At 40.9% G+C, this 15427-nt stretch carries 13 protein-coding genes; 9 read left to right on the forward strand and 4 right to left on the reverse strand.

Going from position 1 to position 15427, the window contains the following annotated elements; all coding sequences use genetic code 11:
• Positions 1-5: 5 nt before the first annotated feature.
• Positions 6-1475 (reverse strand): alkaline phosphatase family protein, encoded by a 1470-nt coding sequence (locus HMPREF0659_RS08210; protein WP_013265911.1) that lies wholly within the window; start codon positions 1473-1475, stop codon positions 6-8.
• Between the two features lie 112 nt (positions 1476-1587).
• Here HMPREF0659_RS08210 and HMPREF0659_RS08215 point away from each other — a divergent pair, with 112 nt between their 5' ends.
• Positions 1588-2232: a helix-turn-helix transcriptional regulator gene (locus tag HMPREF0659_RS08215; protein ID WP_013265756.1), complete on the forward strand. Its 645-nt coding sequence runs from the start codon at positions 1588-1590 to the stop codon at positions 2230-2232.
• 478 nt (positions 2233-2710) lie between these two features.
• Here the strand turns inward: HMPREF0659_RS08215 and HMPREF0659_RS08220 are convergent, their stop codons facing one another.
• The gene (locus tag HMPREF0659_RS08220; RefSeq protein ID WP_013265590.1) at positions 2711-4705 is read right to left on the reverse strand and encodes an OPT family oligopeptide transporter; all 1995 of its coding nucleotides are present in this window, start codon (positions 4703-4705) and stop codon (positions 2711-2713) included.
• Between the two features lie 85 nt (positions 4706-4790).
• On the opposite strand from HMPREF0659_RS08220, the gene tsaA reads away from it, so the two are divergent.
• The gene (gene tsaA / locus HMPREF0659_RS08225) at positions 4791-5453 is read left to right on the forward strand and encodes a tRNA (N6-threonylcarbamoyladenosine(37)-N6)-methyltransferase TrmO (RefSeq protein ID WP_013265404.1); all 663 of its coding nucleotides are present in this window, start codon (positions 4791-4793) and stop codon (positions 5451-5453) included.
• A gap of 94 nt (positions 5454-5547) precedes the next feature.
• Here the strand turns inward: tsaA and HMPREF0659_RS08230 are convergent, their stop codons facing one another.
• On the reverse strand, positions 5548-5871 hold the full coding sequence (locus HMPREF0659_RS08230) for a hypothetical protein (protein ID WP_044046043.1): 324 nt from the start codon (positions 5869-5871) through the stop codon (positions 5548-5550).
• Positions 5871-6371 carry a zinc ribbon domain-containing protein gene (locus HMPREF0659_RS08235; RefSeq protein ID WP_013265458.1) on the reverse strand — a complete coding sequence of 167 codons (501 nt, stop codon included), beginning with the start codon at positions 6369-6371 and terminating at the stop codon, positions 5871-5873. The genes HMPREF0659_RS08230 and HMPREF0659_RS08235 overlap by 1 nt, the downstream gene beginning before the upstream one ends.
• Before the next feature lie 167 nt (positions 6372-6538).
• On the opposite strand from HMPREF0659_RS08235, the gene HMPREF0659_RS08240 reads away from it, so the two are divergent.
• The 7 genes from HMPREF0659_RS08240 (at position 6539) to HMPREF0659_RS08270 (ending at position 15381) form a co-directional block, all read left to right on the forward strand.
• Positions 6539-7135, forward strand: a complete 597-nt coding sequence (locus HMPREF0659_RS08240; RefSeq protein WP_044046177.1) for a DUF3256 family protein — start codon at positions 6539-6541, stop codon at positions 7133-7135.
• A 74-nt stretch (positions 7136-7209) separates the two neighbouring features.
• Complete coding sequence (locus HMPREF0659_RS08245) at positions 7210-8472, forward strand: MFS transporter (RefSeq protein WP_013265310.1); 1263 nt, start codon at positions 7210-7212, stop codon at positions 8470-8472.
• A gap of 28 nt (positions 8473-8500) precedes the next feature.
• The gene (locus tag HMPREF0659_RS08250; protein ID WP_044046044.1) at positions 8501-9049 is read left to right on the forward strand and encodes a bifunctional nuclease domain-containing protein; all 549 of its coding nucleotides are present in this window, start codon (positions 8501-8503) and stop codon (positions 9047-9049) included.
• A gap of 78 nt (positions 9050-9127) precedes the next feature.
• Positions 9128-9862 carry an RsmE family RNA methyltransferase gene (locus tag HMPREF0659_RS08255; protein ID WP_013265667.1) on the forward strand — a complete coding sequence of 245 codons (735 nt, stop codon included), beginning with the start codon at positions 9128-9130 and terminating at the stop codon, positions 9860-9862.
• Positions 9863-10244: 382 nt separating this feature from the next.
• Positions 10245-13505 (forward strand): TonB-dependent receptor, encoded by a 3261-nt coding sequence (locus HMPREF0659_RS08260; protein ID WP_013265402.1) that lies wholly within the window; start codon positions 10245-10247, stop codon positions 13503-13505.
• Between the two features lie 158 nt (positions 13506-13663).
• Positions 13664-13996 (forward strand): cupin domain-containing protein, encoded by a 333-nt coding sequence (locus HMPREF0659_RS08265; protein ID WP_013265265.1) that lies wholly within the window; start codon positions 13664-13666, stop codon positions 13994-13996.
• A gap of 308 nt (positions 13997-14304) precedes the next feature.
• A complete protein-coding gene (locus HMPREF0659_RS08270) occupies positions 14305-15381 on the forward strand; it encodes a cyclically-permuted mutarotase family protein (RefSeq protein ID WP_013265290.1) in 1077 nt (358 codons plus the stop codon).
• Positions 15382-15427: the final 46 nt, after the last annotated feature.

Below are 15427 nucleotides of genomic sequence, written 5' to 3' on the forward strand. Positions count from 1 at the left end.
TATATTTAGAATTGATTTCTTGCCTTACCTACACAACCATTTGGCATCTGGATATGTAACATGGCACATACGGTTGGTGCAATGTCAACGATATGTGTCTCAATATTGCTTGCACCATGCTTCACGTTCCAACCAAAGAGTAGGAAAGGAATGTGTGTGTCGTATGGGAATGGCTGTCCATGTTGTGTTCCACGGAAGTCTGGTCTGTCCTTGCCACCAAAGAACTGTGGGCGTGTTACAACACCAATCTCACCTGAACGGCCACGGAAATAACCATTCTGCATACGCTCCTTTATCCAATTTGGCATTGTTGTCTCGCTTATCTTCTCCTCGTCAAAAACGTAGAGGAACTGTGGATCTTTCTTCAACCACTCCACAGACTCGTCTATAATCTCCTGCTTCTTCTTGCCAGCTGCTTCGATAGTTGAGTCGTTGAGGTAGAACTGATAGTTGTCTTCGCCCATTACAGGACTGATACCAAACTTTCCTTGTAGATATGCGTTGAGGTCTTTTACAGTCTGTTTATAATCCCATCCGCCTGCTGGAATGCGGTGCTCACGCATGTAGTTGTAGTTGTGAGCAGCACCATGGTCAGCTGTAAGGAAGAGCAGATAGTTGCCTTCACCCACTTCTTTGTCAAGCACCTTAAGGAACCAAGCCAAGTCTTTATCTAACTGCATGTAAACCTCGTGATTCTCTTTTCCACGTGTAGAGAATCTATGTCCAATGATATCTGTTGATGAGATACTCACAGTGAGCATGTCAGTTTCTTTTCCTTTGCCGAGTTTCTCATTCTTTAGAGCCGCCTCAGCCATCTTGAAAGTCATGGTAACGCCCTGTGGAGAACCCTTGATGTCAAAGTTAGGATCTGTGTGATTCTTTGCATTAAAGTCCTCAACCCACTGTGGAAGTTTATCCATATAGAAGGTAGAAGATACAAATCGACCTGCTGAAGTGTCCCACCAATAAGCGGCATCGGCTGCATGACCAGCAGGAAGGATTGATGCGCGGTCTTTCAATGCTACACCAATTACCTTTGAACGGAAGTCTGTTGCAACTTGAAGTTCGTCACCGATGGTAGATGTAAGCATACGGCGGGGGCTCATCTGACCTTCTTTGCTATCGGAGCCAACACTCTTTACCGTATTATCCTCGCAGCAATAAACACTCTTATCATCTTGATAGAAAGAGTTGCCAGCAATACCTGTGAAGGCAGGAATAGAACCAGTATAGACAGAACTATGTCCAATTGCAGTCACTGTTGGTGCATAGTTGATATGTGTATTTTCAAAAGAGAAGCCTTGGTTGAGCAATCTTTTCAAACCATCATTACCATATTCATTATTGTAATAGTAAAGATAATCCCAACGCATTTGGTCGACAACAAGACCAACCACCAACTTTGGTCGTTGTATCTGCGCATTCGCTGCTGCTGCAATCAGCAATCCAGCTACAAGAAAAAGTAGTTTTTTCATTTTAGGTCATGTGTTTAAATTATCTTGCAAACTTACAATATTTTTTTTAATTTCTCGACTTTTTTGTCTACTTTTGCACTTGTCGGAATGATATTAAATACAAACAAGAAACATGAAGAATATTATCATCGCAGATAATCAAGATATCACACAGGCTGGAATGGCTTATGTGCTTTCTAAAAGGGATAATATATCTTGCCGAGTGGCAAGGGATAAGTCTGAGTTGATTCTCCTTTTAAACGATTGTCCCGAAGCGGTTGTGATATTAGATTATACCTTGTTTGATATTTCCAGTGAGTCTGACCTTCTGAATATTGGGCAGCGTTTTCCGCTTGCTCATCTTATATTGTGGAGTGAGGAGTTGAGTGTCGACTTCATTCGTCACCTTGTTAATGCAAGCAATCGGATTAGTGTGCTTATGAAGGATGCTAAGATGGCTGAAATAGAACAATGCCTTGACTATGTGTTGCAGGGTCAACGTTTTCTTTGTCAGCACGCTACTAACATGATTTTAGCCCCTACAGCGTTAGCCGATAAGGAGATTGTCGCGTTGACAAAAACAGAGACTGAGATTCTTAAGGAGATTGCTTTAGGTGCTACGACACGTGAGATTGCTGAGAAACGTTTTTCTTCTTTCCACACGGTCAACACACATAGAAAGAATATCTTTCGTAAGTTGGGTGTGAATAATGTTCATGAAGCTATCCGCTATGCGATGCGTTCGGGATTAGTAGATGCTGCAGAATATTATATTTAATGTCTGTCTTGTTAAACCCTAATCATCTTTACCCTCCTTTTCTTGATTTAAAAGGATAAAAATTTACGTGCATGGGTTGTGAAATATATTTACATTTACGCTTCTCTATTTGCCCTAATTTTACCTAAAAAACGCCCTCTTTTGTAGCGTTTGTAACTGACTTGAAATCAAATGGTTATAAAATAGAATTGTAAAAGGTGCTTAATTGGACTTCAAAAGGGCGTTAGTAACGTTGCTAAAGGGCATCTTTAGCAAGCCAATTGGGCGTCTTTTCGAACCCAATTAAGCATCTATTGATTTTTAAGTAGTGACTTTTTTATTACAATGTGGTTTGAATTGATGTATTTCTTGAAGCCACCTTATAATGTTGTAGACTCCTTACAACGTAGGTTGATGGCAACAGAAAGAGCCATATCAAACACTGTTAGCGTGAATTGATATGGCTCTTTTCGTATGTGTTATGACCGAAAAAATAATTTTAGTTTTGGTCTGCTAACTCCTTTTTACTAAGTTTGGTTGCAAGAATGAAGTAGAGAATCAAAGCAGCGTAAGCCACGAGAGAGAGGAGTTCTGAAAGATGATTCTCCCACCAAGATGAGTAATCGAACTCGATACCACCAAACTTCAGTAGGGCAGAAACGACACCCATCAGCGCACCACCAGCAATGAAGCCTGATGCTAAGAGTGTTCCCTTATCGCCACGTGCCTTGTTGACTGCTTCATCTTTAGAACGAGTGGTTACATACCAGTTTACGGCGCCACCCACCAAGAGAGGAATATTCAACTCTAAAGGAATGAACATACCCAAAGCGAAAGCTAAAGCAGGGACCTTGCAACGATCGAGGATGAGTGCGATAACTGCACCAATGCCATAGAGAACCCAAGGCGCACCTTGTCCACTCATCAATGGTTTGATAACAGCTGCCATTGCGTTTGCCTGTGGTGCAGCCAACTTGCCAGAGTTGAAGCCATAAGTCTTATCCAAAACAATCATCACACCCGCTACAGTTGCAGCAGAGATAATCGTGCCAAGGAACTTCCATGTTTCCTGCTTCTTAGGAGTTGTGCCGAGCCAATAGCCAATCTTTAAGTCGGTGATGAATGAACCAGCCATAGAAAGGGCTGTACAAACAACGCCACCCATCAATAGAGCTGCCAACATACCAGCGTTACCCTTCAGTCCTACTGCCACCATAACGACAGACGCAAGGATGAGGGTCATCAATGTCATACCTGATACAGGGTTGCTTCCTACAATCGCAATGGCATTTGCTGCAACTGTTGTGAATAGGAAGGCTATGATTGCAACGAGAAGAATACCCACAACTGCATGCAGCAGGTTGAAGTCCATCACACCAAAATAGAAGAACAGGAAAGTAATGATGAGGGTGGCAATACTTCCGAAAGCAATAATCTTAAAGGAAATATCACGCTGTGTACGGAGGATTTCTTCCTGTCCACTGCCTTTACCTTTCATCTCGCGTGCAGCCAAACCAACCGCACTCTTGATAATACCCCATGACTTGATGATACCGATGATACCTGACATCGCAATGCCACCGATACCGATTGAACGAGCGTATGACTTAAAGATAACTTCTGGTGCCATCTGTCCTACGGCTGTAGTGATTGATGGGTCCCACTGGTTCAGTACGGTGTCTGGGAAGATGAGTGCCATACCTGGTACGATAAGCCACCATACTGTCAGCGAACCAACACAGATGATGAAGGCGTATTTCAGACCGATGATATAACCAAGACCGAGGACGGCTGCACCTGTATTAACCTTGAAAACGAGTTTAGCTTTGTCTGCTATCGTCTCACCAAAGCCAATCATACGACTCGTTACATTCTCATTCCACCATCCAAAAGTGGCAACTGTGAAGTCATAGAGTCCACCTATAAGACCAGCGAGAAGAAGAGGTTTTGCCTGACTTCCACCTTTCTCGCCACTCACGAGTACCTGTGTGGTAGCCGTTGCTTCAGGGAAAGGATATTTACCATGCTGATCCTTAACAAAGTATTTACGGAAAGGAATCAAAAAGAGAATACCCAAGACACCGCCTAAAGCAGCTGCAATGAAGATATTGAAGAAGTCGGCTTCTAACTCAAGCATGTAGATAGCTGGCATAACGAAGATACCTCCCGCAACAACAGCACCTGAACAAGCTCCGATACTCTGGATAATGACATTCTCGCCTAATGCGTTCTTACGCTTTGTGGCAGATGATACTCCAATAGCAATAATGGCAATTGGGATAGCAGCCTCAAATACCTGTCCAACTTTCAAACCAAGATAAGCTGCGGCAGCAGAGAAGAGAACTGCCATGAGAATACCCCAAGTGATAGACCATGGGCTTACTTCACGATACGTCTCTTGTGGAGACATGACTGGCTTATACTCTTCGCCATCTTTCAACTCCCTAAAGGCATTCTCAGGAAGGTCAATGTTTTGATTCTGGTTATTTTCCATTGTTTAATAGTATTATTTGCTTGCAAAGATAAATAAAAATCATTTATCTTGTACCAATTCAGCATAAAATATTATCTTTGTCAGTATGAAAGAGATTAGACCTATTGCTTTTTTCCGTTCTCCCTTGACGTCAAAGTTTGGTATTCCTCGGCAAAGTGGACTGGCTGACAATCTGGTGGGTAAGATTGTGTTTGAGCCTCAATACCAACGTGAGGAGGCATTGCGTGGACTGGAAGACTTTGATTATCTGTGGTTAATTTGGGGCTTTTCTGCGAATAAATCTACTGATGAGGGCAAACTGACTGTTCGTCCTCCACGGTTGGGTGGGAATGAACGTTTAGGCGTGTTTGCCACACGATCGCCCTTTCGTCCAAATGGTCTTGGGCTGTCTTCTGTCCGTATTAAACGAATAGTGGATCGAGTGATTGAAGTTGTTGGGGCTGATTTGATGGACGGTACACCTATTTATGATGTAAAACCTTATATCTCTTACGTCGATAGTCACCCAGAAGCAAGAGGTGGTTTTACCGATAAAAAAGAGTGGAAATTATTGTCTGTTGTTATTGCAGAAGAGTATTCTAAGTTGTTTGATGCAGAGGAACTTGCTGCCCTAAAGGAGGTTCTTTCGCAAGATCCACGCCCACAATATCAACATGATGTAGCGCGTGTTTATGGTATGGCTTTCGCTGGGAAGGATGTGAAGTTTAGGGTTGAAGGGGATGTGTTAGAGGTTGTTGGGATTGGTTAGGAAGCTATTTGGCTTATTGGGCTAATTAGCCTTATAAGCCCAATTAGCCCAATTAGACTAATAAGCCCAATAAAGTTATTATCTCAATAATCAGTTATTTCCCCTTTAAATACCGCATCCAAGCAAAGGGACGTCGATGTGATAGATAATTAAGGTTGTTCATATTATCATAAGCTTCCCGTTCAAAGGATAGGTTCATGTAGGCACGACCAGTCATTGGTAGGCGTATAATCCATTCTATGACATACCATAAATAAAAGGGAATGATGAGCATTTCTAGCATTTGTCGTGTATGAATACGCTCATGATTGATTATCTCCTTCGTTAGTTTAACGCCAGGATGAACAAAAAGAAACCCAAGAATGTTGATAGCATCATAATTCTTGGGCGGTAGATATTTCGTCCGAATAATCTTCATTAATCAGTTTCAATAGATTCAACACGTGGTTTGGAAACCGATGGAGCAATAGGTTGTGGCTCATTAGAAGAAGGCTCGGAGGTGCTGTTCTGATTATCAGAACTGCTTGAAGAAGTCTCGTTGCTACTGCGCTTGCGACTTGATCGATTACTTCTACGAATACTGTTGAATACCTTCTCAGCCTGTTCTTCTTCCTGTTTCTGGGTAGAATCGTTGGCTGTTGTGTCCTTAACAACTGTGTCGAACTTAGCCTTATTGTTGTCTGCTAAGTTTGAATCTGGTTCAATAGCAGTCTGTGTATACTCTGGATCGTTCTTATGTTGACCGTAATAATAGAATCCGAAGGCAACAAGGAAAATTGTTCCAAGAATAATAAAAGCAACCATACCGCGCCCTAAGGTTGGTCCGTTGTCGGTATCATTATTATTCAATGGAGTATTGCAGTAAGGACAATTCTTATCCTTCTCACTCACCTCATTATTACAATTACGACATTTCATATTTCTTTCTTTAGCTTTGATTTCTATCGGCAAAGGTAAAAGAAAAGGTAGAGATGACAAAACGATTTGCCTTTTTATTCGTTTCTTCTTTCTTTTTTGTATCTTTGCAGGGATTTTCAAGAGATGATATAATCATTTTAAAAACAGAAAAGAAGGAGTTTCTCGATATGAAAAAGATATTGATAATTATATGTTTCCTTACTTGTTGGTTGGGTGTTTCTGCCCAAAGTCTGCGTGAGGTATGGATAGAAATGCCTGATAGTATACTACCTTATTTGAGCAAGAGCCAGCGTACAGAGCTGGCTGACTATGTTGAAATGAAGGCAGAACCAGCCGTCTTGAGTACTTTCGGCGATTCTGTTCGGATTGAACGCATGACCAATAACTATCTTTTATTGAAGGCAAACGAGGCAACACGATTGGAAATCAAGCTGTTGGATAATAACACGTTGGCTTTAGTTCAGACATGGATGGCACCTGCTGCAGAGAGTAAGTTGAGTCTTTTCAACCTACAATGGCAACCTAAAGAGGTAGTTGTAGACTATAAAGCAAATATTGTAAAACCCGAATCAATGAGCGATGAAGACTTTGCTGATTTGAAAACATTGATGTTTCCTCGCCTAAAAGAATATCGATTGTCAGCAGATAACAACTCATTGTCAGTAAGTTGGAACTATCCATTGCTTTCTAAGAAGGATGTCAAGCGTGTCACAGAGTTATTAAAGCCGCAGGTACTTAACTGGACAGGAAAAGATTTTCGATAGTAAAAAACGATTGCACATTTGGCAGTTTCTGATAAAATCAGTACTTTTGTGCTCATAAAATAATAGCTTATAGCATGAATTTGAAGGTACGTTTGGCATTGATGAACTTCTTGGAGTTCGCAGTGTGGGGAGCTTATTTGACCTCTATGGGTCGCTATCTTGGTAATATTGGTATTGGTCCTGAGATTGGCTATTTCTACTCAATGCAAGGTGTAGTGTCAATCTTTATGCCTGCTTTGATGGGTATTGTTGCTGACCGTTGGGTACCTGCTCAGCGTCTGTTAGGCTTCTGTCATCTACTTGCAGGCTTGTTTATGTTTGCCACAGCAGGCTATGGCTTGAGCGTTGGTGACCATGCCGACTTCTCTACTATCTTCACTCTTTATTCGCTTTCTGTTGCCTTCTATATGCCAACATTGGCTCTCTCAAACTCTGTTGCTTATAGTGCTTTGAGTGATGCGGGTATGGATACGGTGAAAGCCTTCCCACCTATCCGCGTGTTCGGTACGATTGGTTTTATCCTTACCATGTGGTTGGTAGACCTCTTAGGCTTCCAAAGCAATCAGAATCAGTTTATTACTTCTGGTGTGGTAAGTATCATCCTCTTCTTTTATACCTTTACATTACCTAAGTGTGCAGTTAATAAAGGCACAGAACAGAAGAGTTTTGTGGACGCCTTTGGCTTACGTGCTTTTGCCTTATTCAAGGAGAAGAAGATGGCAATCTTCTTTATCTTCTCAATGTTATTGGGTGTAAGTCTTCAGATTACCAATAGCTTTGCCAATCCATTCCTCTTTAGTTTTGGTGCTCAACCAGAGTTTGTAAACTCTTTCGGAGTACAGCATGCTAATATTTTGATTAGTCTTTCACAGGTTAGCGAGACTTGTTGTATCCTTCTGATTCCATTCTTTATGCGTCATTATGGTATTAAGAATGTGATGTTGATAGCTATGTTTGCATGGGTATTGCGCTTTGGCTTGTTTGGAGTTGGTAATCCAGGCTTCCCAGGTATCTTGATGTTTGTACTTTCAATGATTGTCTATGGAGTAGCCTTCGACTTCTTCAATATCTCTGGTTCACTCTTTGTTGATAATAGTACGGAGCCCGCTCTTCGTTCTTCTGCACAAGGTTTGTTCATGTTGATGACCAATGGTGTTGGTGCAACAGTAGGAACATTGGCAGCTCAAGCTATTGTAAATGCCTATACACATCCACAGACAGTGGGTTCAGACACGTTGACAGTAGGTGATTGGCAATCTTGTTGGTTCATCTTCGCAGGCTATGCCTTTGTTGTAGGTGTCTTGTTTGCTATTATCTTCCGACCAAAGAAAGCATAATTGCATACTGATAAATCGTATAGAATTAATGAGTAAAGTTCAACTTATATATGAAGGTGTCTCACAGATAGTAGGAGGTCCAGAGTTAGGACTCCTCGTCCTGTCTGATCTTGCACACACAAGGCAGATTGCTATTGTGTGTGATAAACATATGGAGTATGAACTTGGTTTGCGAACAGGCGAGAAGTCTGTTACAGAAAGATTGTTGCCGGAAGTGCTTTGTAGTGTGAATCCAATGATGACAAGTGAGCACTATGAGATACTCTTTAATTCTATTGTTGATGGACAATATAAGGCTCTTTTGGTAAATAAAGATGACTTAACGCTTACCCCTATACGTGCTTCTGATGCAATCTTATTGGCACATGTGGCAAAGTTGAACATCTTTATGGAAGAGCATCTATTCAAGCGTCAGAGTGTTGATAGCAGTGTAAGCCAGAACAAAATGGCATTACCTTTAAATGCTTTAAGCTTTGAGATGTTGCATCATGCCTTGGAGAAAGCTATAGAAGATGAGAATTATGAACTTGCTTCTATGCTTAGAGATGAAATGAAGAATAGGGCAAAGGAACCTTGATTACGAAAGCTAATCAAGAATACCGAATTGCTATATAGAACATTCTTTTTAAAGAAGACGATGTTATAAAACTAAAGAATGAAAGAAGCAAGATACTTTTATGTCCCTAATGCAGCCGTAGAAACGGAGTTGCCAGCTGAGGAAGCAGTTCATGCAATACGTGTACTTCGGTTAAAGGAAGGCGACGAAATGTTCCTTATGGATGGTGAAGGCTGCTTTTATAAAGCGGAAGTAGCACTGGTATCATCGAAGAAGTGCCTTTATACTATTAAAGAAACGCTGAAACAAGAACCTGTTTGGCGTGGAAAGATTCATCTTGCTATTGCTCCAACAAAAGATATGGGGCGTATAGAATGGATGACAGAAAAGGCTACTGAAGTAGGCTTTGACGAAATCAGCTTCTTAGATTGTAAGTTCTCTGAGCGTAAGACTTTGCGTGTTGATCGTATAGAAAAGATTGTCATTTCTGCAGTAAAGCAAAGTCGTAAGGGCTGGAAACCTGTTGTAAATCCGATGACACCTTTTCGTCGTTTCATAGAAAATTGTTCCAACAATGGGCGGAAGTTTATCTGTCATTGTTATCCAGAGATTTCACGCGCAGACTTCTTTACCGCTATTTCACAGGAAGAACAGCCTTCTTCTGCAGAGGATATTACCGTATTGGTAGGTCCAGAAGGCGACTTCTCTATTGATGAAGTAAGTTTTGCTTTGGAGCATGGTTTTGAGAGTGTTACATTGGGTAACAGCCGTTTACGTACAGAGACCGCAGGACTTAGTGCCGTTATGATGTCGCAGCTTGCACGTAGAGTGTAAGCTGTTTTTGTGTGTATAAAGTTTGAATAGATGGTGAAGACTTCTAAAAATAGATATGTGTAATGGCAATTATCATATTCCGCACCAATGGTGTTAAGCCTTCGCACAATGTGTGCTAAGCCTCCGCACATGATGTGCGGAGCATCAATACGACAGCAAATAATGGATAGAATCGTCCTTTATGGACATTAGTTGAAATGCAACAAGACAAATAATAGGTAATAGAACACTAATAATCAAGTTATATGATAAAAAGTTTATCGAGTGCAATAGAATTATTTTTTTTTCATTGTTCTCCCGTGTTTGTATCAAAAAAAATGCTTAATTTTGCAGCATACATTTAAATAACGTTATTATTTATATTAAATTTTTTAGCTAAACTATGCAGAAAAGATTACTTTTCTTGATTACGTTGTTGCTTGCAATGACAACTACTGTCATGGCACAGGTTACAACTTCTGGAATCAGCGGTAAGGTTGTATCTCAGGGTGAAGATGTTATTGGTGCTACCATTACAGCGACCCACCAACCTTCAGGAACTGTTTACCGTGCTGTGACGAACATCGATGGCCGTTACACTATTCAAGGTATGCGCGTCGGTGGTCCTTACAAGGTGACCATAGCTTACATTGGTCAGAAGACAAAGACTTTTGATAATGTAACACTTCGTCTGGGTGAGACGGAAGATCTCTCTTGTTCTCTTCAAGACGACACCAAGGAACTTCAAGAAGTTGTTGTAAAGGGTAGTGCAGGTGTCAATGCAACCAAGACAGGTGCTGCACAGAGTATCAACTCTAAGCAGATTGCTGATATGCCAAGTATCACACATGGTATTGCTGATGTAGCTCGACTTAATCCACAGTTGACAACAACAAATAGTGGTGCAATGTCTTTTGCAGGTACCAGTAACCGTTATAACTCTTTCATGATTGACGGTGCTGCCAACAATGACGTGTTCGGTCTTTCTGGTGATGGAACGAATGGTGGTAGAGCCGGTGCGCAGCCAGTATCAATGGAGACTATTGAGCAGATTCAGGTGAACGTTGCTCCTTTCGACGTTCGTCAAGGTGGTTTTACTGGTGGTGCTATCAATGCTATTACAAAGAGTGGTACCAATAATTTCCACGGTAGTGTTTATGGCTTTGGTAACAATCAGAACTTGGTTGGATCAAAATATCCTCTCGCAGATGGTGGTTATGCTCCAAAGTTCAACAAACAGCAAGAGTATAATATCGGTGTAACCTTGGGTGGTCCGATTATCAAAGATAAGTTATTCTTCTTTGCAAACTATGAAAAAACCAACAAAACCTATCCAAACCTTTATACTTTAGGCTCTGAGCAGTCAGCTGTTGATGCTGCAAAGGCAAATGATATCTTGGTTAAGATTGCTGATATCGCTAATCGTCAAGGTGTAAACTTCCCAACAGCACTTTCTAACAGTGATATTTATACAAAGAGTAATAAGGTAGGTTTGAAGCTCGACTGGAATATCAATGAGACCAATAAAGCCTCTCTTCGTTGGAGTCTTGTTGATGCAGTTCAGTTGAATAATGCTGGTTCACGAACAGCTGTTAATGGTAGTAGCTATGCTTTCCCATTTGAAAGTACTACCAATTCATTCATTGCAGAGTTGCAGAGTCGTATCTCTCCTTCTGTTGCTAATGAGGCTCGTGCAAGCTATGTACGTGTAAGAGACAATCGTGCTATCTCTGGTGAATATCCTAATGTTACTATCAATAACGTCGGTGGTGGTGCAGTAAACTTAGGTATTGACCGTTCTTCTATGGCTAACCGCTTGGATCAGGACATCTATACATTGGAAGATAACTTGACTTGGTATAAGGGTAATCATACCTTTACATTCGGTACTCACAACGAATTGTATAAGTTTACAAATCTCTTCCTTCAGGATCTCTTTGGTAGTTATACCTTCAAGAACTATGATTCTTTCGTAAGCTACTACAATGATTATGTTAATGGAACTATCGATCCAAAGAAGTCATACATTAACTTGTATCGTTATGGTCATGCAAATGTTGACGTAACAGGTAACCCACGTTGGGAATCTTCATTCGGTGCGGCTCAGTTGAGTTTCTATGCACAGGATAAGTGGGATGCAACCACAAACTTCCAGTTGACTTATGGTTTGCGTATGGATATTCCAATTATCATGGATACCCCTACGGCAAATGAGCCATTTGCTCAGTATGCAGAGACAAAGGGTTGGAATGTTAAGACTAATCAGCGTTTGGCAAGTAGTCCTCTTTTTAGCCCACGTGTAGGTTTCCGTTGGGATATCAAGAAAGATCGCAGATTTATTCTCCGTGGTGGTGCTGGCGTGTTCACTGGTCGTATACCATTTGTTTGGATTAGTAACAACTATGCAAATACTGGTATTCAGATTTCATCATTCAATGTTAACTCTCCAACAGGCTTGGATTTGTTGCTTGACCCTAATGGGCAGGAGGCAAATGCTAATAAGTTAAAGGCATTAGGAAGTCAGACTATCAATGTTTACGATCGTAACTTCAAGTATGCACAGAACCTTCGTTTCAACCTTGGTTTTGACTTTAATGTGTTAGGTATCAACTGGACAGCCGAGGCTATCTACTCAAAGACATTGAATGATATCCTTTATGAGAATCTTGCTTACGAGCAGACTGGTAAGACCTTTGGTGAAGTCTATGGTAGTGCAGGTGCTCCAGTAGAAGACAATCGTCCACTTTTCTCTAAGGTAACTGCAGGAAGTCCTTATACAAATGTTTATAAACTCAGCAATACTTCAAAGGGTTATACAATGAACTTGAGCTTGAAGGCTGAGAAGCATTTCGACTTCGGACTTGACTTGATGGCAAGTTATACTTGGACAAAGGCTATGAGTGTAAATAATGGTAGCTCATCTGTTGCAGAGAGTAACTGGAGATATAATTATACTTATCGTAACCCTAACGACCCAGAGTTGGGCTATTCTGCTTACAATATTCCTCACCGTATTCAGGCTTCTGCTTACTATCACATAAACTATGGTGCACAGAAGCAGTGGCAGACTACTGTAGGTCTTATCTATCAGGCTAAGAGTGGCTCTCCATATAGTATCTATTATTATGGTGATGTTAACGAAGATGGCGCAAATGGTAACGACCTCTTCTTTATCCCAACAGATGCTCAGATTGATAAGATGCAGTTTGAAGAGACTAACTTCTCTGCTAATGCACTTACGAAAACAGTCTTTGGTGATAACTTTACTGCACCTAAGTTGACTGCTGATATGCAGCGTGCAATGATGAAGCATTGGATTGGCAATGACTCTTACATGAAGAATCATCGTGGTGAATTCTACAAGCGTTATGCTGATAACCTCGCTTTCGAACATCACTTCGATGTTCACTTCGCACAGAAGTATAGCTTCAAGGTGGGTGGTCAGATTAATTCTCTTGAGTTGAGCTTCGATATCATCAATGCTGGTAACATGCTGAATAAGAACTGGGGTCATACCTATGGTGATGGTTTCGGTGTTTACTATAGCCCAGTTAACTATCAGAGAAATGGTCGTTACCAGTTCACTGGTGGTTATGCAACACGTAACTATAGCGATTACTATAGCCGTTGGCGTGGTCAGCTCGGCTTGCGTTACACATTCTAAGATGTAAGATAAAACAATATAAAAAGCAGAGACTCTTGTTGGGGTCTCTGCTTTTTTTGTTACCTTTGTGCTTGATAGACTGCATTCGGTAATCTGTGAGTAATCGTTCATAGCATCCATTTGCACTATCTTTATATAAGAATTAAAAACCATACATTATGATTATTGATTTTGACAAGATTACCGAAGAGCATATTGAAGGCTTTAAAGGGGGTGAAGGAAAATTAGATGTGCGTGCTTTTGTAGATGATCAGGCACGTATCATGTACTCAACCTTGCGTCCTGGTGCAAATAGTGGAAAGCATCAGCATATTGGCTCTTTTGAGGTGATGTATGTTATTAGTGGTGAACTGACTGTTCATTATGACGATACAACGGAAGTTGCAAGGGTAGGACAGTTACATTATTGTCCAGAAGGGCACTTCCATTGGTTTGAAAACTGTACAGACCATGATGTAGTGTACCTTGCTATCGTACCAACTTTGAGATAAGAGCGAATTCTTTTCATGAAAAAAAATATTTATTGTCGTGATGAAAAATATTTCTTTTCATGATAATAATTCTTTCTTTTCATGAAAAGAATTTGTTTTTATGCTATCATATTGCCTCATCTATCTCGGTCGTTTTCAATTAAATAGTAAAGGGAATGTAGGTCGTTTATGGTTAGTAAGCAAATTGATTATGGCATGGAATTTTACATTATACGTACGTAAATACTGTTGTAAAGTTGTATTATTGTAAGAAGGGGGTAACCCAAGCGATATTTTAACCTAAAACGATGAGAATTAAAAACCTAATAATGACAACGATAACTTTATTGACGGGATTGGGTGCAAACGCCTCTGATGCCGATAGCTTAATGGTGATGCGTGGCTTTCCTACGGATGAAGTAGGAATCGAACATGGCGTTTCTGCTTGTTATGCAGGTAGAATTGATGACCAACTTGTTATGGCTGGTGGTTGTAACTTTCCAGTAAATACGTTGGCTCCTGATAGTAAGAAGGTTTATTACAGTGGGATTTATGCTACCAAAACTGACGATGGAAATCAATTGAATTGGAAGTTGGTTGGTCACTTGCCTGAGCCTTTGGCTTATGGTGTTACTGTGACTTGCGACAATAGTATGATTGTTGTAGGCGGAATGAATAACGACGGAAGCTATGGAAAAGTTTATCGTGTAACTCTTGTTGATGGTAAAGCTGAAGTTTCTCCTCTCCCTTCTATGCCTTGCTCAGTGGATAATATGACTGGTGCTTTAGTCGGTAAACATCTCTATATAGTAGGAGGAATAATGGATGGTAAGGCTTCTAATCGTGTTTTACGCCTTGACTTAGATAATATCTCAGCAGGTTGGAAGGACATAAAGTCTTTCCCTGGTATGGTACGTGTGCAGCCAGTGGCAGGGAGTATGGGTGATAATCGTTTCTGTCTTTTCGGTGGTTTCGCTCCTGCAGCAAATGGTGAGGAAGCAAAGTTGTCGTTGGATGGTTGTGTATATGACGAGACGACTGATGAGTGGGAGTTGGTTGAAGGTCCGAAAGACGACCAAGGTGAGCCTCTATTCGTTGGAGGTGGTACAGGTATAAACCTAACTAAAGACCAGCTTTTAGTAATGGGAGGCGTAAACAAAGATGTTTTCCTCTCTGCTGTCAATCATCCTCAACCAGATTATTTGAGTCATCCTATTGAGTGGTATCGCTTTAATCCATACACTTTATACTATAACAGAGATGGCTGGAAAGTTCTTTATAAGAGTTCAGAAACGGCACGTGCTGGTGCAGCCTTGGCACAGACAGATCATGGTTTGTACGTGATTGGTGGCGAGTTGAAGCCAAGAGTGCGTAGTAATAAGATAGTAAAGTACCCGAAACGCTAATATCTATTGGTGAAATTTTGCTCCTAATTTAAGTAATTTATTAATC

This window comes from Prevotella melaninogenica ATCC 25845, from assembly GCF_000144405.1.
Classification (GTDB): domain Bacteria; phylum Bacteroidota; class Bacteroidia; order Bacteroidales; family Bacteroidaceae; genus Prevotella; species Prevotella melaninogenica.